This window comes from Marseilla massiliensis (assembly GCF_016899955.1).
Taxonomy (GTDB): Bacteria; Bacteroidota; Bacteroidia; order Bacteroidales; family Bacteroidaceae; genus Prevotella; species Prevotella intestinigallinarum.
The window spans coordinates 24,215-49,213 of sequence record NZ_JACJJL010000001.1; the positions used below are offsets into that span (position 1 = coordinate 24,215).

Annotated in this window: 20 protein-coding genes and 1 tRNA gene; 3 read left to right on the forward strand and 18 right to left on the reverse strand. The window is 40.9% G+C overall.

Annotation, left to right across the window (positions count from 1 at the left end; translation table 11 throughout):
* Positions 1–7 precede the first annotated feature (7 nt).
* Genes H6B30_RS00100 through H6B30_RS00110 form a run of 3 tightly spaced genes read left to right on the forward strand, consistent with a single transcriptional unit; the run spans position 8 to position 4,951 of the window.
* Positions 8–1,936 carry a DUF262 domain-containing protein gene (locus tag H6B30_RS00100; RefSeq protein ID WP_205106681.1) on the forward strand — a complete coding sequence of 643 codons (1,929 nt, stop codon included), beginning with the start codon at positions 8–10 and terminating at the stop codon, positions 1,934–1,936.
* An 11-nt stretch (positions 1,937–1,947) separates the two neighbouring features.
* Positions 1,948–4,362, forward strand: a complete 2,415-nt coding sequence (locus tag H6B30_RS00105; protein ID WP_205106683.1) for a DUF262 domain-containing protein — start codon at positions 1,948–1,950, stop codon at positions 4,360–4,362.
* A complete protein-coding gene (locus H6B30_RS00110) occupies positions 4,358–4,951 on the forward strand; it encodes a metallophosphoesterase (protein ID WP_205107117.1) in 594 nt (197 codons plus the stop codon). Before H6B30_RS00105 ends, H6B30_RS00110 begins: the two co-directional genes overlap by 5 nt.
* A gap of 163 nt (positions 4,952–5,114) precedes the next feature.
* Here the strand turns inward: H6B30_RS00110 and H6B30_RS00115 are convergent, their stop codons facing one another.
* The 18 genes from H6B30_RS00115 to H6B30_RS00200 all read right to left on the reverse strand — a co-directional run bounded on the left by H6B30_RS00115 (position 5,115) and on the right by H6B30_RS00200 (position 24,996).
* The gene (locus H6B30_RS00115) at positions 5,115–5,657 is read right to left on the reverse strand and encodes a hypothetical protein (protein WP_205106685.1); all 543 of its coding nucleotides are present in this window, start codon (positions 5,655–5,657) and stop codon (positions 5,115–5,117) included.
* A 24-nt stretch (positions 5,658–5,681) separates the two neighbouring features.
* Positions 5,682–6,893, reverse strand: coding sequence for a relaxase/mobilization nuclease domain-containing protein (locus H6B30_RS00120; protein WP_205106687.1), 1,212 nt, complete (start codon positions 6,891–6,893; stop codon positions 5,682–5,684).
* Positions 6,894–6,908: 15 nt separating this feature from the next.
* Positions 6,909–7,307 carry a plasmid mobilization protein gene (locus tag H6B30_RS00125; RefSeq protein ID WP_205106689.1) on the reverse strand — a complete coding sequence of 133 codons (399 nt, stop codon included), beginning with the start codon at positions 7,305–7,307 and terminating at the stop codon, positions 6,909–6,911.
* Between the two features lie 171 nt (positions 7,308–7,478).
* Positions 7,479–8,006, reverse strand: coding sequence for a hypothetical protein (locus H6B30_RS00130; RefSeq protein WP_205107119.1), 528 nt, complete (start codon positions 8,004–8,006; stop codon positions 7,479–7,481).
* Between the two features lie 50 nt (positions 8,007–8,056).
* On the reverse strand, positions 8,057–8,404 hold the full coding sequence (locus H6B30_RS00135) for a hypothetical protein (RefSeq protein ID WP_205106691.1): 348 nt from the start codon (positions 8,402–8,404) through the stop codon (positions 8,057–8,059).
* Between the two features lie 134 nt (positions 8,405–8,538).
* The gene (locus tag H6B30_RS00140; RefSeq protein ID WP_205106693.1) at positions 8,539–9,924 is read right to left on the reverse strand and encodes a virulence-associated E family protein; all 1,386 of its coding nucleotides are present in this window, start codon (positions 9,922–9,924) and stop codon (positions 8,539–8,541) included.
* Positions 9,925–9,928: 4 nt separating this feature from the next.
* A complete protein-coding gene (locus H6B30_RS00145; protein WP_205106695.1) occupies positions 9,929–10,246 on the reverse strand; it encodes a DUF3853 family protein in 318 nt (105 codons plus the stop codon).
* Between the two features lie 178 nt (positions 10,247–10,424).
* The gene (locus H6B30_RS00150) at positions 10,425–11,669 is read right to left on the reverse strand and encodes a DUF6043 family protein (protein ID WP_205106697.1); all 1,245 of its coding nucleotides are present in this window, start codon (positions 11,667–11,669) and stop codon (positions 10,425–10,427) included.
* Between the two features lie 12 nt (positions 11,670–11,681).
* Positions 11,682–13,175: a tyrosine-type recombinase/integrase gene (locus H6B30_RS00155; RefSeq protein ID WP_205106699.1), complete on the reverse strand. Its 1,494-nt coding sequence runs from the start codon at positions 13,173–13,175 to the stop codon at positions 11,682–11,684.
* A 613-nt stretch (positions 13,176–13,788) separates the two neighbouring features.
* Positions 13,789–13,862: transfer RNA gene (locus H6B30_RS00160), tRNA-Ile, on the reverse strand.
* 380 nt (positions 13,863–14,242) lie between these two features.
* Entirely contained in the window at positions 14,243–15,553 is a 1,311-nt protein-coding gene (locus tag H6B30_RS00165) for an ATP-binding protein (RefSeq protein WP_205106701.1), read from the reverse strand.
* Between the two features lie 182 nt (positions 15,554–15,735).
* On the reverse strand, positions 15,736–16,521 hold the full coding sequence (locus tag H6B30_RS00170; RefSeq protein WP_205106703.1) for an AbiJ-NTD4 domain-containing protein: 786 nt from the start codon (positions 16,519–16,521) through the stop codon (positions 15,736–15,738).
* Between the two features lie 216 nt (positions 16,522–16,737).
* Positions 16,738–17,733, reverse strand: a complete 996-nt coding sequence (locus tag H6B30_RS00175; RefSeq protein ID WP_205106705.1) for a type II toxin-antitoxin system antitoxin SocA domain-containing protein — start codon at positions 17,731–17,733, stop codon at positions 16,738–16,740.
* A gap of 1 nt (position 17,734) precedes the next feature.
* Entirely contained in the window at positions 17,735–18,082 is a 348-nt protein-coding gene (locus H6B30_RS00180) for a toxin (RefSeq protein ID WP_205106707.1), read from the reverse strand.
* Between the two features lie 104 nt (positions 18,083–18,186).
* Positions 18,187–19,356: an ATP-binding protein gene (locus tag H6B30_RS00185; RefSeq protein WP_205106709.1), complete on the reverse strand. Its 1,170-nt coding sequence runs from the start codon at positions 19,354–19,356 to the stop codon at positions 18,187–18,189.
* Between the two features lie 504 nt (positions 19,357–19,860).
* On the reverse strand, positions 19,861–20,517 hold the full coding sequence (locus H6B30_RS00190; RefSeq protein ID WP_205106711.1) for a protein kinase family protein: 657 nt from the start codon (positions 20,515–20,517) through the stop codon (positions 19,861–19,863).
* Between the two features lie 7 nt (positions 20,518–20,524).
* Positions 20,525–21,487 carry a hypothetical protein gene (locus H6B30_RS00195; RefSeq protein ID WP_205106713.1) on the reverse strand — a complete coding sequence of 321 codons (963 nt, stop codon included), beginning with the start codon at positions 21,485–21,487 and terminating at the stop codon, positions 20,525–20,527.
* A complete protein-coding gene (locus H6B30_RS00200) occupies positions 21,484–24,996 on the reverse strand; it encodes an Eco57I restriction-modification methylase domain-containing protein (protein ID WP_205106715.1) in 3,513 nt (1,170 codons plus the stop codon). Before H6B30_RS00200 ends, H6B30_RS00195 begins: the two co-directional genes overlap by 4 nt.
* Positions 24,997–24,999: the final 3 nt, after the last annotated feature.

Below are 24,999 nucleotides of genomic sequence, written 5' to 3' on the forward strand. Positions count from 1 at the left end.
GAATATTATGGAACAACAATGTAACGACAATCAAATTGGATTAAAAACAATAGGAGAGCTTTCAGGCTTGAGCTTTTTCATCCCGAATTATCAGCGCGGCTACAGGTGGACACGCCAACAAGTGAAGGACTTGCTCAACGACATCAACGAGTTCGATGCCAGCAAGGATGGATTCTATTGCTTGCAACCATTGGTAGTGAGACTGCGCAACGAAAATGATATTGTGGCAAAAATACATGAAAGGAATAAACTTTCAGCGATAAGGGAAATTCTCAATAAGAGCGTTGGCAAGTGGGAAGTTATAGACGGGCAACAGCGACTTACCACTATATACATTATTCTCAGATGCCTTGACTCCGATGAGTCTTATTCATTGGAATACGCAACTCGCGCTAAAAGCAGAGAGTTCCTTCTCAATATGGATAAGTATGACGAGAATGAAAACATTGACTTTTATTATATGGCTCAAGCCAGGGAAACTGTGAACAATTGGCTCAAAACTGACTTTGACAAAGAGGCATTCTTGGACAAGCTGAAAAACAAAGTTAATTTTATATGGTATGAATCTGTTGACGAAGACCCCATAAAGGTGTTCACCCGACTGAATATCGGCAAAATAGCCCTTACCAATTCAGAACTTATTAAGGCATTGTTCCTCAACAGATCTAATTTTGCGGGAAAGTCGACGGACAGTTTAAGATTAAGGCAACAAGAAATCGCAACTGAATGGGACAAGATAGAGTATACCCTGCAAAGCGATGAGTTTTGGCTATTCCTGCACGACAAGGGGTATGACCGCCCCACGCGTATAGACTTCATTTTCGATTTGATTTGTAACGAAAATGCACTTGATATTGAAAGCCTCAACAAAGAGGATGAAAAGGAAAAGGTTATTGGTACAGACGAAAACAGGACATTCCGATACTTTTATGAATACTTTAAGTCCTCACACCAAGATGGGAATAATGACGAAGAAACCCAATTACAGAAAACAGAAAGAGCTTGGCAGATAGTAAAATCCTATTTCCAAACGTTTAATGAATGGTATGATGACTTGGTACTTTATCATTACGTAGGTTTCCTCCTTGCGGTAGGCTCCATTTCCATTGAACAACTTGTAAACTCATGGAAGGCGAAGAAGGACAAGAAAGAGTTTGTGCGTTATCTGAAAGACGAAATCAAGAGAACGATAGGCAATAATGGCACAGACTACCAATACAAAGATGATGGAAGCGACAAGCGCAAATGCTGTCGTCTATTGCTGTTCCACAACATACAGACTGTGATAAATCAAAACCAGGCACAACAAGGTAATAATAAATACAAGATAGGGACATTTTACAAATTCCCGTTCCACTTGTACAAGTTGGAAGGCTGGGATGTGGAACATATCAACTCCAGTACCAACAATCCGGAAGAAGATGACGACACGCGCAAGGAATGGCTTGTCAACGTCTACCTAAGTGCTGATGAAGTCACGCAGAAAGACATAATCAAATATTTCGACACAGAAGACGATGGGGCAAAAGGCTTGCTTTTCGAGAATATAAAGAATGGCATAAAAGAGAGCATATATGAAGACCCTGAGGTGTGGACACCAGAAGAAAAGAACAGGATATGGAATTACGCCCTGCTTGACTCATCGACGAACAGGAGCTATGGCAACGCCATCTTCTCCGCTAAACGCCGTGTCATTATAGGCAAGGACCAGGGCCGACTGATACCGGTGCCGAGGGTGTTGAAGAACGGGAAAATTTCAGTGGACAAGGAAAGCAAGTACGCCACCTCCTCTTTTGTGCCGCCCTGCACCAAACAAGTGTTCATGAAATATTACTCATCGGCAATCAGCAAGAGCAATTACTGGACTAAAGCTGATGCTGAAGCTTACAAAAACGACATAGACTCATGCTTGGAAAAGCTTGACCAAAACAATTAGGAGGATAAACAATGACAAACGAAGCAACTTCATTCTGGAAATTTATCGGCAATTACCAAATAGAAATTCCGATAATACAACGCGACTATGCACAGGGCAGGTTGGGCAAAGAATACTTGCGCAATAATTTCCTTGGGAATCTAAAGCAGGCATTAGACTATCAATTGCCGGAATCTGCATTGAAACTTGATTTTGTTTATGGTTCCGAAGACGAAGGCAAACTATCTCCACTTGACGGTCAACAAAGACTTACCACGCTATGGCTGCTTCATTGGTACGTGGCACTCAGAGCTGGCAAGCTCGAAGAAGCCTCTGTAAGGCTGAGAAATTTCACATACGAGACGCGAATATCTTCAAGGGAGTTTTGCAGAAACCTATGCATACCCCAAAATTTTGAAGAATATGAAGGCAACATAGGAATTGTGGATTTCATAACCAGCCGTACTTGGTTTTACTCTTCCTGGAAGCAAGACCCAACCATACAATCAATGTTGAGAATGATTGGCGGCACAAAGATTAACGATAAACAAGGTAACGATATTATTGATGGCTTGGAAGAATTGTTTGACGCAAACAAAGAGAGTTTTGAAAGTTATTGGACAGCTTTGACTTCTGAAAATGCACCTATCGTGTTTTATTATCTTAATCTTAAAGACTTTAAGCTAACGGATGACTTGTACATCAAAATGAACGCTCGTGGTAAGCAACTCACTTCATTCGAGAATTTCAAGGCTGATTTTATCGGATACATTGAAGATAAGGCAAAAGAGGATGATACTTGGGGAAGATTTCTTAATACCGAAAAAGGCATTCCTATAAAACTCGACACTGAATGGACGGATGTCTTTTGGAAGAACCGAGACAGCAATGGAGATATTGACAGGATTTACTTCGCTTTCCTTAACCGTTACTTCTTGAATTGCGCTATCATATATAATGACGCAAAGGACACATCAAAAGAATGGAAACTATATGGAACGGTATCTGACGATTCGTCGCTTCGCTATGATAATGGCTTTAGCATCTATTCTTCCATCCTCTCAAAGCCAGAAGTCTTGGAGAATCTAAGTTCCCTTTTCGAGCGTTTGGCAGAGGTCAAGGAAGAAATCAGTGAATATATGCCACAGTGGTTCTGTAAGTTTGATTTCATTCCCCGATACACAGAAGGCTCCATTTCCACGCTCACTCAAACACAGAGGGTCGTGTTCTTCGGGATATGCCGGTATTTGGAATCCTGTACAGCGTTCAATGAGCGTCGCTTCGGAAGGTGGATGAGAGTGGTGTGCAATTTATCGGAGAACACCACGATAAATAGGGTTGACGCAATGGTCGCTCGTCTGAAATTAATAGATGAATTGAGCAAACACGCAGAAGACATCTATGAATATCTGACAAGCGAGGATTTCGAAATACAATCAAAAGCGTCTCCTGAACAATTGGCTGAGGAAATAGCCAAGGCCAAACAAATTCTTCACCCACAGCCCGCGCGACTCCCAGAAAGGCCAATGGACTGGGATGATGAAAAGGACTGGAATTGGGAGTCGGCCATCATTGAGGCTGAAAGCACCGCGTTCTTCAAAGGCGCAATCCGTTTCTTGTTCAAGGATGCCTATAGTGGGGATGATTGGACTTGTTTCACGCCTAAGTTTGCGAATAGCAAATTGATATTCAGCTCCGATGGCTTGACATTGGAATATAAAAGAGAAGCTAAGGCCAATAGAATTCTCCTGTCATATTGTGACCAATGGTGGGAACAAATACAGTCTTATACTTATCATGACAAATATATCTTTGGATGTTCCGCTCAACTTTGGAAAGGCAACATATTGACTCGGAAAGGCGCAACTGATAATTCATTGCTATATGCTAATGCCATTCATCATTTGTTATCAGGAGATAGCATAAACACAATGTTACAGCTAAAAGATCCTGACGACTACCGAAATATTGCTTTTGACAAGTTGGTAAATACTAATATTATAGAATGGACTCAAAGCCGAGTAAAATCGGACAGATACTATATTAGGTGGACACACGATGGATTTTGCTTATACCCAAGTAGTGAAGGCGTAATCCTCACCTTGGGCAATCGGGATGCCTTATTAAGCAAGCTGTTAGATGAAAATAAAATAGCACTGCTGCATGGAGCAATGCTTGACACAAAGCCCTATAAAATGTTTTTGGGGTGGAACATCAGATTCCAATATGAGAAAGAGGGAGCTCTCTACTTGTTCCAATGGCAACATTGGAATTGGATTGATATGTATGAGGAAAATAAACGTCTTTGTGAAGATGAAAGATTAAAAACTCACGACCTGACTATTGATGGCAGCAAGATAAAAGATGAAAATGATTTGATTGATAAAATGAATCAATGCATAGACCGTTATAGGGATGCAAAAAAACATATTGACCAACAGAATTAATATCCTCCACCTCTCCGACACCCACAGTCAGCATCGGCGGCTCACACAGCTGCCCGATGCTGACATCCTTATACATTCTGGAGATTTCACCATGAACGGGAGCGAGCAAGAAGCCATTGATTTTATGAACTGGTTTTGCGACCTCCCTTATTCCCACAAGATTTTTATCTGTGGCAATCACGATGCCTGCCTGTATGAAGCCAAAATAGACGGGTTGGATGAGAATGTGCATTATTTGTGTAATTCCAGTGTGGTAATTGACGGAGTTAAATTCTATGGTGTTCCCATGTTCATGGAAGATTGTATTTCTGATCGTCAGACCCGTAACTATGTAGCCATACCTGCCGACACAGATGTATTGATTACCCATTGTCCGCCCTATGGAATTCTTGATTTTGACGATGGGATAAACTATGGTTCGGCAGAACTTCTAGCGAGAGTAGAAGAAATAAAGCCTCGCTTACATCTGTTTGGCCATATCCATAAACAGCATGGCGTAAAGAAAGACGGTTTAACCATTTTCTCAAATGGCGCAATCATGAATGGAGATTACACGAACTTCAATCTTCCAAACCTGATTAAAATATAATGAAAGTATTGATTATTCAAAAAGAGGTATCTAAGAAAATAGCGGCGAAGTTCAGCTGCTTTTCCGAACTTTGCTTTTTAATTTGCTAACAAGTTGTTGGTAAAGACTGGAGCATGTTAGAGGCAAAAAAACGTCCATATTGGATGGCATCGTACATGATACCTCATGTGGAACAATATACAACCAGTCCCAATACCACCGTATAAACGAACAAAAATATCACCAATACTTTCATCCAGAAATCAGAGAACCAAACACCTTCATTTCGCCTAAGGATTTTGCGCATATTGGATTCATGTTCAGAGAACATCTTCATCTGTTCAGAACGGTGATTTTCCAATATTGTTTTCCATGCTTTGACAGCTTGGTTTAAGAGTTCTTGAAGCTGAGCAAAATGTTCCGACTTTATGGTTGCTTTGAACCGCGTATTTCGTTCTGCTTTTATAATCGCATTGCAAATACCATTGACGATATTGTCAGAACTATCAATCGCAGTCTTCAATATCATCGCAGCCTCCCCCTCAGCTTTAATGGCATCCAGAAGATCTTGATGAATTTTTAACAATGCCTCTTTTGCTTCACGGATTTCTGTGAGCCGCTTGTCTGCATCCTGCTTTTCAGCCTCTAATTCATGATTGCTTTCAGCCTTTTTCAACATATCATCAATGTTTATTGATGGAGTGATTTTTGATTTTCCAATTCCCATGATTTCTGCCTTTTAATAATTCGTTTATCTATGAAGTCCCCTTTTGCGCTTGCACATGCTGTTTGCCATTCTTGCACAGCGGCGTGCCCATTCAAGTTCGTCCTCATCCTTGTCCCGTCCCCAGCAACTTGTGTCAGAACCGCCACCGCCACTTGATGCCGCCAGACTTGTGGCAGCATCCAAATACCCGGCAAAGAGCAAAAGAGCCGTGTGCTGTATTTCTTCAATCTTAGCCAACGGATGTGCTTCTTCTAAAGAGCAATCCTGACGTATGATATTGTCTGCGGATTCTGGTATCGCCACATGGAAACTGTGATATTCGTCTGTCGCTATATCGTAATGCTTCATAACAGGCTGCGGAGCAGTCGAAGATTGTATAATAGGAATCGTATCTGCTGTCCGTGTTTGTTGGGGAACAGGCTTTGCCGGATCGGATTTCCTTTCCTGCGGATGTAGTTTTGCCCAAGTAGCCTCAATCTTTGATGGAGTCAGGTTTCGCCCGATACCCAACACGGATGATTTATAAATTGAGTTGCCACGCTTGATAGAATAGCCATAAATTCCGCCACCGTCTTTTTCTTGCAGGTGCACTTTATAGCCCCGTTTCACCAGTCCCATTTCATACCTCTGCCAACTGAATTCATCCATCGTGCGGAGTATCTCCATGCAACTGTCTGAGATTTCTTGTCTGTGACGTATGCCTATTTCTTCAGATTGTACCCAGCCTCGTCTTTCGTTGATGATGTTCGCAGCCATGACAGCCCTCTCGCCAATCTTATGACTGTCATTGATTTTTCCGCCCATGTCCACACGGTTGGCATCAATGTGCAGATGGAGAATGCCACTTTTAGAATCACGATGCAGGGCGACTATGTATTGCGAGCCTTTGAGGTTGGTCTGTTTTGAGGAAGCCCTCTTGGTCTTGCCGGATAGGTCAATAGAATCAAACACGCGGATGAACTCATTTGACAAACATTCCCAATCATCCATCGTCCAATCCCGGCTTTCTTCCTCGGATGGGGAAATTTCAATTCTTATCACATTCCTGCCAAGCGGTCTGCCCTTATTGATGTTCTCTGCAAACTTTTTCTGCACGAGCATCATTCGTCCGTACATCGCTTCCGGCGAAATATCATCGGGCAAGAAGTTAGCTTTGACTATATCCGCTTTCTCCTTGTTAACGGAATATCTTATGGCATTTGCGCCATGCGATATGGTAGAAGCTTTTGCTATCATAACGGGTAAGGGAATTTATTCAGTAAGATAATTTTCTATCTGGCTCCAACGATTGATAAGTTGAGTAGCGGCTCTCATCCATTGTTCTACAAATCGGGTATCGCTGAAATACATTGCCCGTTTGTCTGCTTGGATAGATTTCACGGCTGCTGCAATACGGATAAGGTCACCCCTTGCATCCGTCAGACTACACAGGGCTTTCACTTCGCGGTCAGACAACCGTTGCCGTGGATGTTGCCCCAAGGCGGTGCGGCGCACATAGTCGCTCATGGATAAACCACAGGTCTTGGCTAGTTCTGCCGCTTGGGTATATTCCTGTTCCGTCACCCTGGCTTCAAGCCGCAAAGTGCGCCTTGTGACTTTCTTCTCGTTTTCTTCATCAACTTCCTTGTCGGCATTCTTTTTCTTCTTCATGCTCTGTTATGTTATGGGTGAAACATCAATAAAAAGGGTCATCACAGTGGGAGCTTGCGACTGCCGGAATATGCCTATGTGGTACGAATAAGCGAAGCGAATTTGTGCGACATAGGAACTTCTTGCAATACTGCAGACAACAGCTTCGGACACACCTCCTTTTGGGTACGCCTATATCTGATTGTTAGCCGAAACATCTCTGCCGGAATCTTCCGTTGCCACAGTCTGTGAGATAACTGAAACAGAAGGGAAAGAAGAGGGAGAAGGCTGTTTGCCTTCATCTGATATAGCAGGCATATCCTCCTTATCGTTTTGCCGGTCTTTCAGTCGGACATAAAAAGGATTGTCTATGCGGTTTCCGCCCTGCATCCATGCCGATATACATTTCAGCGTATGGATGCTTGTCCGATTACTCTGCGTGGATGCGACAATTCCCAACTGGTTCATCTTGTCAAGCACGCGGGATATGGTCTTTTTGTCATAGCCCAACTTGTTAGCTAAATCCACTTCTGAAAGAACGGCTTGCCCCACTTGCAAGGTTGTGGAGAAACCTTTTATGGCATAATCGGTTTCTTTCAACACTGCCTCCTCAATAAGTCGGTGCAGAATCTTCATGCGGTCAATGCCGTATTTGCTTCCTGCCAGATACGCAAGCTGCTCTGACGAAAGCACTATACAATAATTCAAGTCTGTTTTCATCATCTGTCTGTTTGAAGATATTTTATAAATGGTACAGCCAAAAGAGAAAGTCAGCGGTGCATTTTATGTCCTCTCTCCGGCATATAATACTCCCTATCGTACGCAATATGGTCAAGTACGTCTTGCAGTCTGTCAAGTTGGCGACTATCCAATACACGGATGGCGGCAATAGTGATGTTCTGCGAAGCGATACGTCGATGTTCGCGGTTCCGCTCTGACATGCTGCCGTCCCCATCTGCATAGACGCTCCGCAGATAATCATTCACAGCTTCGGTCTGTGCCTTGCTTGGATATGCCGCAGGGTAACGGTCTTGAATATACTCCACCATGTGGCTGACCGCGTTTGCCAGTAGCGGTTCATGTTCTTGTAACTGTTTGATAAGTTCTTCCTTTCTCATACTGTCAATTCATTTTGTCCCATGTCCCAAGCATTTCTTATAACTTTCTCTTTTATTTGCCTTTTGTTTTCATTCTTTTTAGGGGGAAAGAGGGACAAAGGGACAGATATTCTTCTTTTCCCTTAGTTTGAGATTTAAAATGGTAGCTCCTGTTCACTAGGTAATGAAGTACAGACTTCTTCGTTTGGTGCGTCCACTCTCACCCACGGATGCTTTGTCCGTCCGGTCTTGTCACAATAGGCAGGATGCAACCCTTTGACCTTTTCCTGATCACTCCGTTTCCAATTAGGAATCATGGCCATCAGGCGATTGATATATTGTGATGTGTATTTGGCAGGATTGCGTCTGACCAAATCATTGGGCATTTCCTCTATAATCTGCCGGGCACAAACCATGTTGAGTGTGGTCATTGTTGAGTTTGGTTCTGAGTATGCTCCCTTTTGATAAGCCTGTCGGATCGGAATGGTCCAACTTGCATATTGGACGGGAATCTCACGCTCCAAATACATTTCCAGATCTTCCATGATGGGATCAACAAGAATATTGGAATGTTGCACCTGCACTTCATTGGCTTGAATTTCCATATCGGGTGTCAAGTAAAGTTTCATTCCTTGCCGATAATAGGCGTATGCTTCTGCCCAAAGCTGAGGAACAACACGTTGTAGCGCATCCAGCCATTCTGAAACATGGCCATTACCTTTTACCGGAATTATCCACCAGCGGCGGTTTCCGTTATCCCCTTGCAGGAAGTTTGTCTCATTGGTAGTAGCCGCAAAGACATTGTGCCGCATAAACTCCACAACCTTATGTCCGTATGCCGGGCGCATATAGTCGCTGCAACGGCTTAAGAAAGCTTTGGCTGCCTCTGCATCATTCGCCCGTTTCAAACCATTCAGTTCACTGATTTCAATAATCCAGCCATTGGTTATGGTTTCTACCTTTTCCTTGTCACCACTGGCAAAAGAGAATGAATCGTTGAACCACTTTCCACTGATGGTTTTGAAAAAGGTGCTTTTCCCGATACCTTGCGGACCAGGCAGAGTCAGTACGTTGTCAAACTTGCAACCGGGATTGAAGACTCGGGCGACAGCCGCAACGAACCACAATTTTGTCTGTTCCTTAACAAGCGGCGTGTCCTCAGCTCCCAAATAGTCAATGAGGGTTGTGGCTATGCGAGGCTGTCCGTCCCATGTCTCTTGGGTGATAAAATCCTGTACTGGGTTAAAACTCCGTTCCGAAGAGGTCGTTTTTAGCATTTCGAATACCTTATTCTGTGTCAGATGCAATCTGTATGTCCTTTCCAAATAGTCCTGTATCTTTCCTGCTGATTCCTCATCAACCTTGTTGCCATTGACGTTGCGAAACAAAGGGCTGAAACATACATCGTCTTGACAAAAGGTGTCATACTTTATCAAACTCAAATTTTCGTCCAGCGTAAAAATGAGCCTAAGATTGCTGATGGAGCGAACAAAATTCCCATTATTGTCTGTTGCCAGATTCTTTTTCCAATTCTCTTCCATACCACTATTCTTTGATGCGGATGCCACCTGATTCCTTTGCCAAAGACAGTGCAAGGTCTGCGTCCACAACGATTTTTCTTCCTATCTGCGTGATAGCCTTATCTATGATGCCGCTCTTCTTAATGCGGTTAGCCGTGGGTACGCTGCATCCGAACACACGGGCAATACCCTCTATGCCATAATAGTTGCCTTTGGAGGCCATTGGGGATGTGGATTTCTCGGTGGACTCTACACTTTTTGTGATGAGAAAGCAAAGCTCCTCGCCAGTCATCATGGCGATAGGCTTTTGAAGTAATTGATTAAAATTGAATCTTTCTTCCATACCTTTACTTGTTTAGTTATTAGATACTTTAAGCTTCGGTTCAACTCTGTGAAACCGATTTCACAAGCAAAAGTAGTGTATGAAACTCTGCGTATCGGTCGGTTTATTTATAGCTTAATTTTACCGACCGAATTACAACAGATGTTTGCAGTAAAAAACGAATAGCTAGATTTCCCAACTACCCGTTATTGATGAAAAAGTCCGTCCATCGGTCTATTATTCGTTTTGCCTTGACGAAGCTGTTCCCTCTTTGAGGCAAGTCTAAAACCATATCCTTGATTTCGCCATATCGCTTCTGTGGTATATCGTGTCCGTAATGCCGTTGAGAGAACTGTTCTATGGCACGATGGAATGCCATGTACTTTGTAGACGCTTTTATTCTGCCCGCTTTCGCCAATGATTTCAACAGATAGGCAAGGCTTATGTCCTCGGTATTCTCTTCAAGGAATAAACAGATTCCTTGCTTGATGCGTTCCTTGTCCCCAATGAGGATATCATCCAATGATTGCATAACCTTTTTGTTCCCACGTCTACCTTTGACTTTTCGCAAGGCAAATATAACTTCCTTCCATATTTCAGGGTTACACTTCTCTACAGTATCTTCCCAATCCGCTTTGGTTTCTGTGCCCATCTCTATACTTCCATTGACAAGCATGGTAACGCATGACTTTACCAAAAGCGTATCACCATGGTCAACCTCTTCACTGTTCAGCAGATGGTCAAGTAACTTAGCCATACGTGAAAGACCGTGGTCAAATACCACGAAATAGTACACGCAATAAGCCAAGTCTTCTTTCTTTTCCATCACACGGTCATAGAGGTTAGCCATAAATCCACCAATAAACACCGCATGGGAGAGGAAAACAATTTGAGAGATATAGGCCAGGAACTGATAGACCATTTTTCTTTCCAGTTTACTCAACAGATAACAACCTTTGCTGTTTCTCATAAGCAAATCCAACTGTACAGTCAAGTAGGTTCTCATTGCCAATGGCAGGTGATTCCAGATTTCAATAGGCGTTTCAGAATGAACCATCAGCAGCCCTGATTTCGGAGAAGTAAGCAGTTCAATTGTCCCCGTTTTTACGTTGATACCTATCCACAACCGTTTGTTTGTAATACATTGGGCGATGGTTTCGGTATATTGGCCAGCCCATTGTCGGTTTGCGATGTCTGGTACATCCTTCCCGTTGGCAAAATCTGAAAGCCAATTGTACATCATCAAGGCTTCGGGTGGTGTGCAGTCCCGCATCATCTGGTACATGTCCATCAGAACAGTTATACCTCCTTTAGCCACAGCATCTATGCGCTTACAAAAGTTGGTATATACTTCTTCATTGCCTGATTTCCATGCACGGATAGCCATATCTGCAGTGTCCTTTCTCTTGGAATAGGATTTTATCCTTTCTATGAAATTTTTCATTGTCTTATGGTATTAAGGTTGTCTGAACAGTTTGAGCAATTCTTCTGTGGACATGCTTGCCAGCTTTGCCAACAGAGCATCCCTTTCAGAAGTATTACCCAGGTTTAGTAGCTTTGAATTGTTCTGCATCTGTATGTCGATAGGATAATGCTCGATGTAGATTTGAGTAATGGCATGGTCTGAAGAAGCATGTCCCATGCTCTCCGAGATATAATCCATATCCACTCCGGCATTATGCAGGTTGGTGGCAAACGAGTGCCGGCACCATGTACCGGACGGACAGATGGACTTGTCCCAATTCAATGCTTCATGGCATATCCTGATAACACGGTCTTTTACGTTTGAGTTTTCCTGCATGGTATATTTACGGCGCAACTCTTCTGTTTCCGCACCTTTTAATATATGAGGAAAAACAAAGCCACCCCGAGTCGGAGGTGCCGCCACTTCATCTAACACATATTGTAAAGGAGGGATAATGGGAACGATTACTTCTGAACCGTCAGCACTTCTTCGGGAAGTTTTCTTTCGGTTGAAACGGAAAGCCTTGCCATCTGTCTGATAATAATAACTATCGTAAGTCAATCGTCCTGCATCTGCCATGTTAAAGCCGTTGCACAGGTACTGGGCAAGAAACAACCCCAATGAGTAGTGGGCACGTTGGGTATATTCTTCCGACCAATGTTCGGGATATTTCTTTGAGACAAAAAGGTTGTAGAGCTCCGTCATCTGACAGACATTCAGGAAGCTCTGTTTGCGCTTTGCACTCTTGGGTATGCTCACAAGCCCTTTCTCCTTCTTGTTAGAAAAAGGATAAGGAACATCTTTGAGATAGCCTTCATGTATACACCTGTTCCATACAGCACGGCAACAACGGAGATAAATCCCGGCGGTAGTATCGCTGATTTTCCCGACTATCGCCCCATTCTCGTCTTTTACTCCATCATGCATTCCGTCTTTCCACTTCTGAATTTCTGCAGCACTGATGCAGAATCCTCTAATCATATTGCTTCCGAGAATTTTTCTGAATGATTTGAGTGCGCATTCGTAGCTCTCTGCTGTGGTAAAACGTGCGCCACCATCGTCTGTCCGTAATTCATGGATGATTTGTTCCCATACACCAACAAAGGTTTGTGCCTTGGTCGTATCTTCTTTGGATGGCATCACTCCCTCACCCATGATACATTGGCGTACCATTTCAAATGTCAGGATACCACCTTTGTTTAGGTTCATCAGAATTTCTTTGTATTTGGGGACAAAGCTATCTTTCCACTCTTTTTGAAGTTTGTAGTTCTCGCTCTTGCATTTAGTCGCATTACAAATGTCTGAGAACTTTCTTTCAGTGAAAGAACTTCCAACGGTAAGATAAAAGCACTTGCGGTCTATCGTGAAACGGAGAGATAACGGAAACTCACACGCATTTTTCCTGCGAGTACGTGAGTCCAACACGACAGAAACAGAACAGTTCCGTTCCTTGAAAAGCGACAGAGACTTTGTCAGTTTTTCCATTGCATTCATTGTTTATGTTCAACATAACCTCTGAATACAGACGCTTTGCAATGTGAGGCATACATATACAAAACACTGCATATAACCACAGAGTCCCTATCCTCAGGCGGATAAAAACATCGTTGTTATATGCAGCGGTGCAATCTCGTTGGCTTCTGTCGCTGACTGGTAACCGGGCTTATGCTAATCGGTCTCAACCCCTGAAGCAACTCTCGCGTTTCGTTTGTCATAGAGTACCCTCCGACTGGCACTCCCTCTACGCATTGATCCATCGGAATGGGATAACCCTCCCACGGCGGTTAGGCAAACTCACTTTTCTTTTTCAAGAAAGAGCACCACCAAGGTCATGGCTTGCCACAAATGCATTACGCGATACAAAAGTACGATATTATTCTATAAATCAAGGTGTAAATAGAATATATTTGAGTTTATTTAACCGCCAAGTATTGTCACATTAACAGAATATTTCAATGAATTATGTTACAGAATGGCATGGGTTTTCATAGAAATTCTATGTGTAAACAGAGCCAACTCAAACCGTTTGTTTACGCATTGTTTACGCAGACAAAGAAAAAAGCACTTGCGATTTCTCGTAAGTGCCTGATTTTCAACGTGGGCCATCCAGGGCTTGAACCTGGGACCTCCAGATTATGAGTCTGTTGCTCTAACCAACTGAGCTAAAAGCCAAAGTGCTGTGTATCAACCATTTAACGAACTCTCTTGAGAACTTGTTTATATCTATCAGTCAACAATAAGTCAACATTTGTCCTCTTTGCAAATATACACATAATTGATGAACAACGCAAATCACAAGTTAATATATTCCTGTTTTATCATCATGGACTTCATAGAAAACCGAAGGCAAATGTAAACAACAATATAATCATCCACTCATGCGGCGTGTGCCTACGACAAACGAAAGAGAAAGAAATGCAGCTTTTTTACATGGATTTCAGGGTGATATTTATATATGTATCATATTGAAAGAAAAAATCCTGCATTCTGTTAACCATGAACAATGTCATCCTACAAAGAGAAAAGCTGCACATAATCCGACTTTTGAGTGTTTATAGAAAATCTTTCAGCCTATCGGTAAGATATAGTGGAATGTTTATCAGGTTGTCATCCTTGCGTAAGTTCCTTGTCGAAAAACGTATTGCTATATCTGGTTCATATTTCTTTCTGTATTCTGAAAGGCTTTTGGCAGTTACACTGTTTCCTGATTTAACCTCAACTGGTATAATACTACCGTTATATTGCAGCATGAACTCTATCTCCGCAGTATTACCGGATGACCAGTAGAATTGCTCCTCACCGAACTGCCGTACAAGAGAAGTCAAGACATAATTCTCTGACAACACGCCTTTGAATTCTGTAAACAGCCTGTCGCCAAGCAAGACTGACGTAGGTTCAAGACGGAATTTAGAGCGTAACAATCCTACGTCGGAAAGATACATCTTGAAGTATGAACTGTTTTTGTATGCTGCCAAAGGAATGCGCGGAGTGTTGACGCAAAACACACGGTGCGTAAGACCGGCAAGACATAACCATTCGATAGCGTTTTCATATTCACGTGCTCTTGCCCCTTTCTGTATTTCCGTGTAGCGGAACTTCCTGTTGTCACGCGCCAAATGTCCTTCAATATTATTCCATACGGCGAAAACACGTGGAATATCCCTTGCCGCTATGTGTTTGGAGAAGTCAAGAGAATATGCTATGAGGATGTTTTGCAGAATGGCATCAACCTGTTTCCAATCGTATGTGTCTGCGTATCGGCTTACGGCTTCGGGCATTCCGCCAAGTACGAGATAGGTTTTATATGCGTCAACCAACTTTGAATGGATTACTTCGGGTAGAGGTTCAATGTCTGTTATGCCTTGTAATATTTCCGCCAAGTCTGGGTTTGTTGCAGCCAAATATTCGGAAAACGAAACGGGACACATGTGCATGAAATCAACTTTGCCGACAGGAAACGATGCCTCTTGACGGTTCAATGCCACGCCAAGTAACGACCCGGCACAAACAATGGCATACTCTGGTGCTTGTTCACAAAAATATTTAAGGCTGTTCAGGGCGTCGTTACATTCCTGTATCTCGTCGAGTATTACAAGAGTTCGCCCAGGTTCTATCTTCATCCCGGACACCATCGATAGCACGTTAATTAAGCGTTTTGGGTCTTTGGTACGGGCAAAGTCCTGCTTTATTTCAGGCATTGTGTCGAAATTGACATATACGCAGTTGTCAAAACAGTCTTTACCAAACTTGTTAAGAACCCACGACTTGCCTACCTGCCTTGCACCCTGAAGTACCAAAGGCTTACGGAATCTGCTGTCCTTCCATGCTGCAAGGTCTTTCAATATGCTTCTATATATCTCCATTCATATCTATTTTTGGCAAATATACGCATTTTAGGTAGAAAAAATGCACACATTGATACATTTTATGCAAGACACAACTTAATATTAAATTTAATTAACAAAGTACAGCTGTTCATTTTCTCAACCTAAAATATAAAAGCCATAATAAGAAATAATCTTTTTTATGGCAACTACACCTTTAATTATCTTATATGTTTTTTACTTAAATATGTACATAATGATGCTGATAGGTGAACCATTAATTCCGCTTCCTCAAAAGACGGCTCACATCCTTCACGTAAATGTCTACCCTGTTCTGAAGAAAAGCCCCAAATCTTTTTGATGGCTTCATTTAGAGGTGAAGGCACTATGTTAGGATGTTTACTAATTAAAGTTCCTAATGTGTCTTTCTCATCTCCACTGACTACCCTACAAACACATTCCAGTGCTGCTATTGAATGTTGGATTGCACCTGTAATTTCCGCTTTGGGTCTTCTTGACAAGTCTTTTATTGCTTCTTTTATTTCATTACATGATGTGCTAAGCTCCTTTTCATCTAATTCGATTTCAACCTCTTTTAAGACTGTTTCAAAAGAATCTTCACAACGTATAGTTATTTTCCCATTCTCAAGTTTCCATCCTATACCTTTTTCCGAGAAATAATCATTTACCTCTTGACTAAAACTTTTTTGACAATTCAAGTCTAAATTCTGATAGAAAAGTTCAACAATATCATAAACACGTGACCAATGACAACTTTCTATAACACTTTGAACTTCGCTTCTCATAAATTCATTTTCATTCCAATTATTCGGATCTGGACTTTCTTTTGTCGCAAAGCAGACTATTTTGCGGATTATCTTTAACCCGAAATATTGCTCCATCAATAGCAATAAATAGTTTCGTAATTCTAACGGTGCCTCGTACCTGATTTTTATCTGTTGCGCAAGAATGTTTATTCCCATACGTTTTGAAAACAACTCATTCATGATTCTGAATTTATTACTTATATGTGCTTATATGACAAAATAATTACTTAATACTATTTGTTCTACCTGTCGCTTAGCCTTTTCTAATATCACCTTGCTTTCTTTGCAAGTATGATTATACAATTCTAATTTTTCATCAAATATTTTAGAATCTGTCATTATTAAAAGCAGCATTCCAGATCAATAGGAACACTGCTTTATCTTTTTATAAACAAATTATATTGCCTGCAACATAAACGCATACGAAAAATCAATGTATGAATGAGTGGTCTGATTTTCTATCCATGCTTGTTCTTTGTGACTCATGTTTGACAGTGAGGTCGCATTGTCATTCCTGAATGTCATATATACATTGTTTAGTAAATCCAGCTGTTCTTCACTAAAACATGACTCATCATATTGAATTTCCGACATGAGTTTAGTGCCCGCATTCCCGTTACCGAAATCTATAATTTCCGGATGGATGTCATCAATGAGGCTGTACACTTTGTCCCATCTATCAGGCACGGGGCCGAATTGTATTGCCTTATACGCAAGTCCGGTCATTCCTTCACCGAAATTTCTATACGATGCAAAATCAGTATAAAACAGCAACTTGTTCATCTGCGTTGTATATACGCCGTTGAATTTGTTTATAAAAAACAGGATTACATTCTTCAGCCTGCTTACTGACTGTTTTGCGTATCCATTGAATTTGTTTCGGACAGCATCACCAAAAATGGATTTCTTGACAAAGTATTCCTGTGTATATTGCGTTTTTTTCAGTTCCGATATTTTCTGCCTTATGCTTTCATAATCCTTTTCGGACAATACATTTCTTGCCGCGTCTACAAACGTTTCAAATGAATACGGACTTTGAATGCTGCGCAAAACACGACCGTTAGCCACATTCGGTATCTCGCCGTTTTCATACAAACGGTACTGATTTTCGCCGAACCCTAATATCAATGACATCTTGGATGCAGACAAACCATACTTCTGGCGCAACGGTTTCAATTCGTCTGCAAACGGGATACCATATCTTAAACGGTACTGATTAAACACCTGAGCTGTGTTTACCGTATCCATTTCCGTCGTAGTAAACATTTCGTTCGTATCCACGCACTTATAACACAAATGCGTGTATTCAAATTCTTCTTTCCGGAATGTAGCTTTACGCAATTCAGCGACTAATTCTACATCACCACCGGTAAACGGACTCTTGATTTTCATATCATTTGAATTTATATTTAAGCGGACGTTCTGCAATATGGAAGGAAATGCAAAATGCCCCACACTCTTCCAAACCTTTTGATATTTTTATATAGACATCATTATGCTTGACTTCTTTCCCGAACACCCACATTTCTCCTTTTCTATACAGGGTATCTTCCAACGGGCCGTCAACATAATTAGAAACCTCCAACTGCATTATTATTTCCTTTCGCTGCCTTGGTGTAATATCCAAGTCTAAGAGGGTTTGCATATTCTTTCCTCTGTCATCTCTGAAGTAAAGTCCAAATGTTTTGGCCTTCTGAAAGAATTGTTGCAAGAAACGTCTAACCTCATTTTCTGTCGCCATCAAACTTATTTTTGCCGCAAATATAATATTAAAATTGGAAATTAGCAAATAAAAGTATTATAAATCAACGTTAAAGTTGAAATACTATCTATACGCAGAACATATTAATAATTCAATCCGAAAGCCCAAAGAGGTATAACATTTGCATACCCGCTCTCGATGTCATCCTTTACGATATAACCTTCTTCGGCGTTTTCTATCTGCTTCTGCCCTTTCTTCCTTCCGCCAATCTCGAAAGTCTTGCCGTTTATCTCAAAGTCAGAAATGGACCAACCTGTAACGTCATTCATCACCCTCATCTGGTTCATGAAGAACGTCTCCCTTACGTTTCCTATGTCAGCATGTTCAGGCGAAAGGGCATATATAAGGTTGGTGTTGTCAAGATACAGTTTCTCCACCTTTCCCAAGCCGCGAATCCCTCCGGTAGAGTTCCTTAGCTGGGTTATCATTCCGGCACGTTCCATATAGACGAGGTAATCTGGGATGTCGTTCCTGCTTATTCCTGTTGCCTCGGCCAACCTTTGCATTACAGGCTTGAACGGAACGCTCTTTGATACAACCATCAAGAGGCTTTTCAGTTTCTTTCCCAAAGACACATTGGCTTGCAAATGTGTAGGGATGTCAACTTCCATTGTTTGGTTTATTACCTGAAGTAACTCCATTTCATATTCCTCATCCCGCCCGAATGGATAATACCCTTTACGAAGATAATCCTTAAACAAAGGCAAAGGATGTTTCACGTCGGGCAATACGGCTTTATTGCTCAATATCTCGTCAAGGCTGTATGTCGGAACATTTATGCCGTGAAACAAATTCAGGTACTCACGGAACGACAACCCTTGCATCTCGCAAATCGGGAACCTCCGGCTTAAGTCAGCCATACCCTTGTATATGTCAAGTATTGACGACCCTGAGATGACTATCTGCAAATCCTCATAGCTGTCATAAATCTGCTTTACCTCCCTCGCCCAGCCATCATATTTGTGTATCTCGTCAATAAAAAGGTGCTTCCCTCCCATCTTGACGAAGTAATCGGCCAGGTCTACAAGTCTGTGTTCGGAAAAATATATGTGGTCTGCCGATACGTACAGAGTATCGGCCATATCTAAGTTCAATTTAATATATTGCAGGAGCATTGTCGATTTGCCGACACCTCTCGGCCCTACAATTCCGAACGCCCTTCCGTCCCACTTTATCCTGTCGTACTTGTATCTGAGGAAGTCTGTAGGGGCGCTTTTCAGCTTCCTGTTAAAAAATTCATATAACTGTTCCATTCGCTCCGTTTGCATCTAATCCAAGCACAAAGATAATGTTTTTGCATGAAATTAATGCAATGTTTTAGATATAATAGCAATAAAACGATGCAAATATAAAAAGAAACAATGATGAAGGGGGACTAATGTTGATGTTGTACTTCGTTGCGATGTTACGTGAAAAGCAACCAAGGAGAAACGGTATGTGCCTTATATGGGATTGACTACATGCTTTTATGTAAACGGCAAGCTAACCCTTCAGTGGAATTATTATGAGCGGCACGGCGATAGTTACAGTTTCAAATGGTATTCTTTCGGTATGCAAGACATGGCTTTTCGCCTTTTGAAAGACAATCTTTCACATTATAAAAGGATGCCTCTTGCAAATTTACTGAGCGCAGGTGGAAACCGTAAGCACCACCCCACTGAAATACAATAAACAGTAAGCGTCCGCCACAAAGAGGCAAAAAATAATTCAGTCAACGGGCAAGCTAATCTCTAACCATAAATCTTCAATGCTCAGTTTTACTCTTTTAGAATGACCTTAATGCCAAGATGTAGAGCCTCTGATACCTTTTCTATAAACGTCTTTTTCGTCCTATTATTGCTATGGGTGATAAGTAACCATCCCCCGCCTAAATCTTTCTGGCTTTTTCCGTATTTTGTATCTCTTCGGTTTGATATTACAGGAACTTTATTAAACTTAAGATTATACTCTTCCACCACCTTGCGAACTTTTGCTACGCCAATCCTTTTTACAAATGCGAACAAGGTTTCCGCTGCGTTTCTTTCTGCTATTACGGTTCCATCAGGAAAGATTACTGACAAATCTTTAGCCGGTCCTCTTTCAAACTTTTCGTCAGAATGGGGATTATGACTTTTATGCAACACTTCTGGGTCAAGCACAATTTCTTTTGCGTCCGTCAGTTCTGCGGTAAAGTTTCGTTTACGGCTAAGGTGAACGCTTAAAGGTTGTCCCGGCACATAATCTACGACTAATACCAATTCTCGCTTTACAGGTTGCAAGGCCGGTTCTATTGTTTTGCTCAACACGGGGAGTATTTCTTTCTTGATAATATCTTCCTCCAACTCGTTAGCCTTCTTTTCAAGATTCTCGTCTACGGGAAGCCCATCTTTACGCAGGGTTTCCATTGCTTTATATAAATCTCTTAATCGTGACATAATACTACTATTCTTTTGCAAAAAGCTCTTGTTCTAATTTGTTTATTTTCTCACTTATCAATCTCTGTTTGTCTTCTTTGCTTGAACACGAATAAACCTGAATATATTCACAGAGCAAAAAGCATATAACACTCGTGATAAAAGCTAATGGTCTTAGCTTATAATTGTCGAAAAGATATTTATTGGAGCGTTCAGAAGCATGAGATAATAAACCTCTATACTCAATCAACAAATATATAACGCTTTCAAAATTAACATCTTTATGTCTAACTTTACACTCTTCCATCAACCATTTGTAATTCTCCACTTTAGAATCATTTTTTATCATAGAGATTGCAGACAAGACACACAGTTTTAATAATATTGATTTTTTAAAACTATTAATCACATCCTTTTTATGAAAATGTCCATCTGCAAAACAAAACTCAAGCATCATAAAGTAGTTTATGAATGCAAAATAGTAATTATCGTTATCGAAAAAAGTTTTTGCCTGCCTATAATAACTGAATGGTATATGTGCTTCTGGCAGCATCTTTCTAAACAAAATAAGATTTAATAGATTCCTATCTGATAAATATTTACTGGCTTTGTGCTTCTTCTTATTTCGTTTCAATGATGTTATTGGTATTGAACCCTTTTCTTCCTCAGTTTCATAGATCCATTTCACTTCCAACTCGTCAATATGGATTTTTGTTACTTCAAAATTAAATGCGCCCATAGCTTCTATATAATAAAGCCATTCCGCCATATCTTTATAGATTTCTGGCTTTGTAGCTTTTATATGAATTACGCCATCTTTTACATATAATTTCGGGGCATAATCCATATAATTTTTGACAGGTTTAGTAATACTAATAAAATATTTACCTTCCTTTTCAAATATTTCAAAATCATATTGATTACGTTTTGCTTCTACTTTACTTTTAAGTAAAAAGTGTCCCTCTATTTCAGCGCATAGTTGTAGTTTCATAAACTGCCTCCTTTTTCATATTCTTCATGGGTTATAGGTGTTTGAGGGTCAACGATTAAAACTTCATCATAGGTTAAGCCATAAAGATGATATACCAATATGTCAATTTTACGTTCTTCCAATGAAGTATCGGTATTTGGATCTGCTTCTTTGGCTGCTAGAATTATATTTACAAGATTTATGATCGGTTGTTGCTCTTCTTTGGTTGCTGGGGCAATAGGCAAATTACGAATATGGTCTGGATAAATATGATAATCTCCACCTCTTAAATCACGCAGAAGTATCGAAGCATATGAGGAGTTCATAATACCTAATATAAAACGTAAATCTACTTCTTTAGATAGATTTTCCATTTCTTTTCGATTATATCTACTAAACTTCTTCACGCTTGATAATATACTTTTGTTATTAACTCCTTCTAAATCTTTCCATAATACAACGCCTGTTAATAAATGTGTGTGGATATAATAGTTGTCAAAATCCAATGTACACGCTAATTTACCAAGATAATTACAAAAAATCTTAGGATGATTATAAAACTCTTTAAAAGTTGGACGTACTAATTTTGATGGGCAACGAGAAGTATCCCATTCTACATAATGAAACTTTTTTATATGATACTTTTCAATATCTTTACCCTCAATGAGTTTTCGGCAATGAATAGAATCTTCTGTTTCACTTAATAAATCCGCTTTAACAAATTCTCCTTTTGCTTTTTTTTCATCAGAATTTAAACGTAATCCATAACTTACATAACAATAATCACCTAGCACATTAAATTTGGGATGACGTGAGCCAATCCGAATCTCTTGAGTAAGATTCCATACATAATTAACATTGTCCTGTATTAAGTTTTTATACTCTTTCACGAAAGATTGATGAATTGACTTTATGTCATCTATATGTGAAATAACAGTTTTTCCGCCTTTTCTTTTTCTTATGAATGGAATACAGTTGCTGACTGTTGCATTTTCAAATATTTTAGTTCCATTCAAGTCAACAATTTCAAACATATCAAATGATGAAATTATCATCTTTCGTAAAATCTTTGCATATAATTGATTGGTTAGAGGATATGGAACAATCATGGTACATATGCCTTCTGGTTTGCACATATAACTCATGCCAAATTCAATAAACGGAACATATAAATCCCATTTTTGATATAAAGATTTAAACCTTTTGGAATCGGTAATAGCTTTACGCTGTTTTGCGAGTTGTGCATCTACTACCTGCGCAGGTGCACTTATATACGGTGGATTCCCGATTACAATATCAAATCCTTCCTTGACATCGAACATCCATTCAGGGTCAAAGAAAGGCGAAGATGCATTTTGGTCGAACATATCCCAAGATGCCAACTGTTGTGCTTCAGCATTGCCAACAGCGCCACAATCCTCTAACATATCTGCGATTTCAAGACGTAGATTATTTACAATCTGACGATACTTGCGCTTGGTGCGTACTGTTTTTGCTCCGAAGATTTTGTGTTTGGCAATTTTCAGTTCTTCCTTCTTTGCACGAATTGCATCAGTATCAAACAGCGTCGCATCGTTCTTATTCAAGCCTATCAATGTGTTGGCTGCCACAAACTTCGCCTCAAGGTTCGGGAGCGGACGAATACCGAAGTTTTCAACTGGATTATTGTTTGATTTCTGGTCAACGACTAAGGAAATGAAGAAACGCAATTTACTAATCTGGATGGCGATAGGCTGAATATCAACGCCATAGATGCAATTTTCTATCAGGTAAAGTTTACGGGCATAATCGGGACGGTTGACACTCTCGTCAAAGCTCCGCTCAATATCGGTGATGAGTTCGTGTCGTTCTTCAGAAGAAGCAGTACGATAGGCTTCAGACGTTTCATTGATAGCCTTGTTGAGCATCATATCTTTCCATTGAGTGTTGTCCGGGTCAATGCGGCTGAGGATATGCACCATCTGTTGCAGCATACCCATAGGAAAAGCACCCGAGCCACAAGCGGGGTCAAGAACCTTGCAGTTATAAAGCGACAGCATAATCTGTTTCCGCTGTTCATCGGTCAAGTCCACCTCGTCGTCTGTATATTGCATCAGTTGACGGAATTGAGGTTCAAGCTCTTCGCCTACAGTCCGCTTCAAATGCGCAACAAGGCTTTCGTCAACCATATATTGCACAATCTCGCGAGGCGTGTAGAACGACCCTGTCTGCTTGCGGGCTGTAGTTTGCGTTTCGGGATTATATGAAGCTAATAGGTTCTCGAACACCTTACCCAACAGCTCAGGGTCAAGCGAAACCTCTTGGTCAAACGGAGTATTCTCTTCGACGGTAAAGTTATAGCGCTTCAGAATGTCGATAATGCCACGGGCGGAAACCTTCTTCTTTTTCTTGTCGCCATACCATTCCGACAGGTCAATGTTCTTGCCGACTTCCTCCCCGAAGAAAAGATAATCAGGAACTACCAATGACTTCTTTACGGCTTCACGGTCGCTGAAGCCATCGTAATATATGTCTTTATCCTTCTCGTCCAAGCAATCAAACAAACCTCCATTCAAGAAAGGAACGGTCTTGTTCGCCAAATCGACAAACAACTGAGGATTCTTGAAATATGATTCATAACGCATTAGTTTGTTATTGTCGTAATCTCCACGCCCATTCCTGAAATGCCGCTCTGACAAATCAGTACTACCTTCAGGCGTAATCGGGCTATTCAGCATTGCAAAAAACAGGTTTTGCAAAATGGCTTTATAATACCTGCTTTCATTTGATTTATAAAACAAATCAACTTTAACATGAGGATTAAAGTCCTTAATCAGATTATCGGCAATATACTTCTCGTCGAAGAACTCATCAGGTATAAGATGGCGCTGCTTCAAAAACCACACGAAAATCAAACGGGTAATCAGACGGATTGCGCTCTCGTTGTTATACTTGTCATCATCCGTCTTGTCATTAAGGTCATTAGGAAAGCGTATGATTTTAATAGCCCAAGCATACCAGTCACTAAGTTCTTGATAGAATTCTTTTGTAAGAACCTCAACAGAGAAGCGGCTACGCAAATCTTCCGGGCTAACGACACGTCCTTTCTCATTCAGATACTTATTCGGAGTGTAATAAGCGATACCTTTTCCCAAGAAATAACTATATCTACGTGGATTGCTGTAATTCCGGGTTATACGCGCTGAGTCCTCTTTCGCTTTGAGTGTAATCTCTATTAGCGAAAAACGATAATTGTCATTGTTGTCTTCAGGAACAAATACGACTAACGCCCTATCCTCCATTTCATCGGCAAGCATACGGAAAGCTTCTTTTGAAAGAGAAACTCTTGCATCATGCTTTGATTTATGTCTGACCTCATAAACAACCAAATCAAGCAATGCCGAAGCACCTAACTTTACAGCTTGAGTGCTATATTTCATTTTTGTCCTAAACGACACTGGGGTTGACTCCGGAATAAAATCATTCGGTAGAAAACTGTTATACAGGAAGTTCGCAAACTCCTGACGGTTGTATGCTTTATTGAATTCCATGAT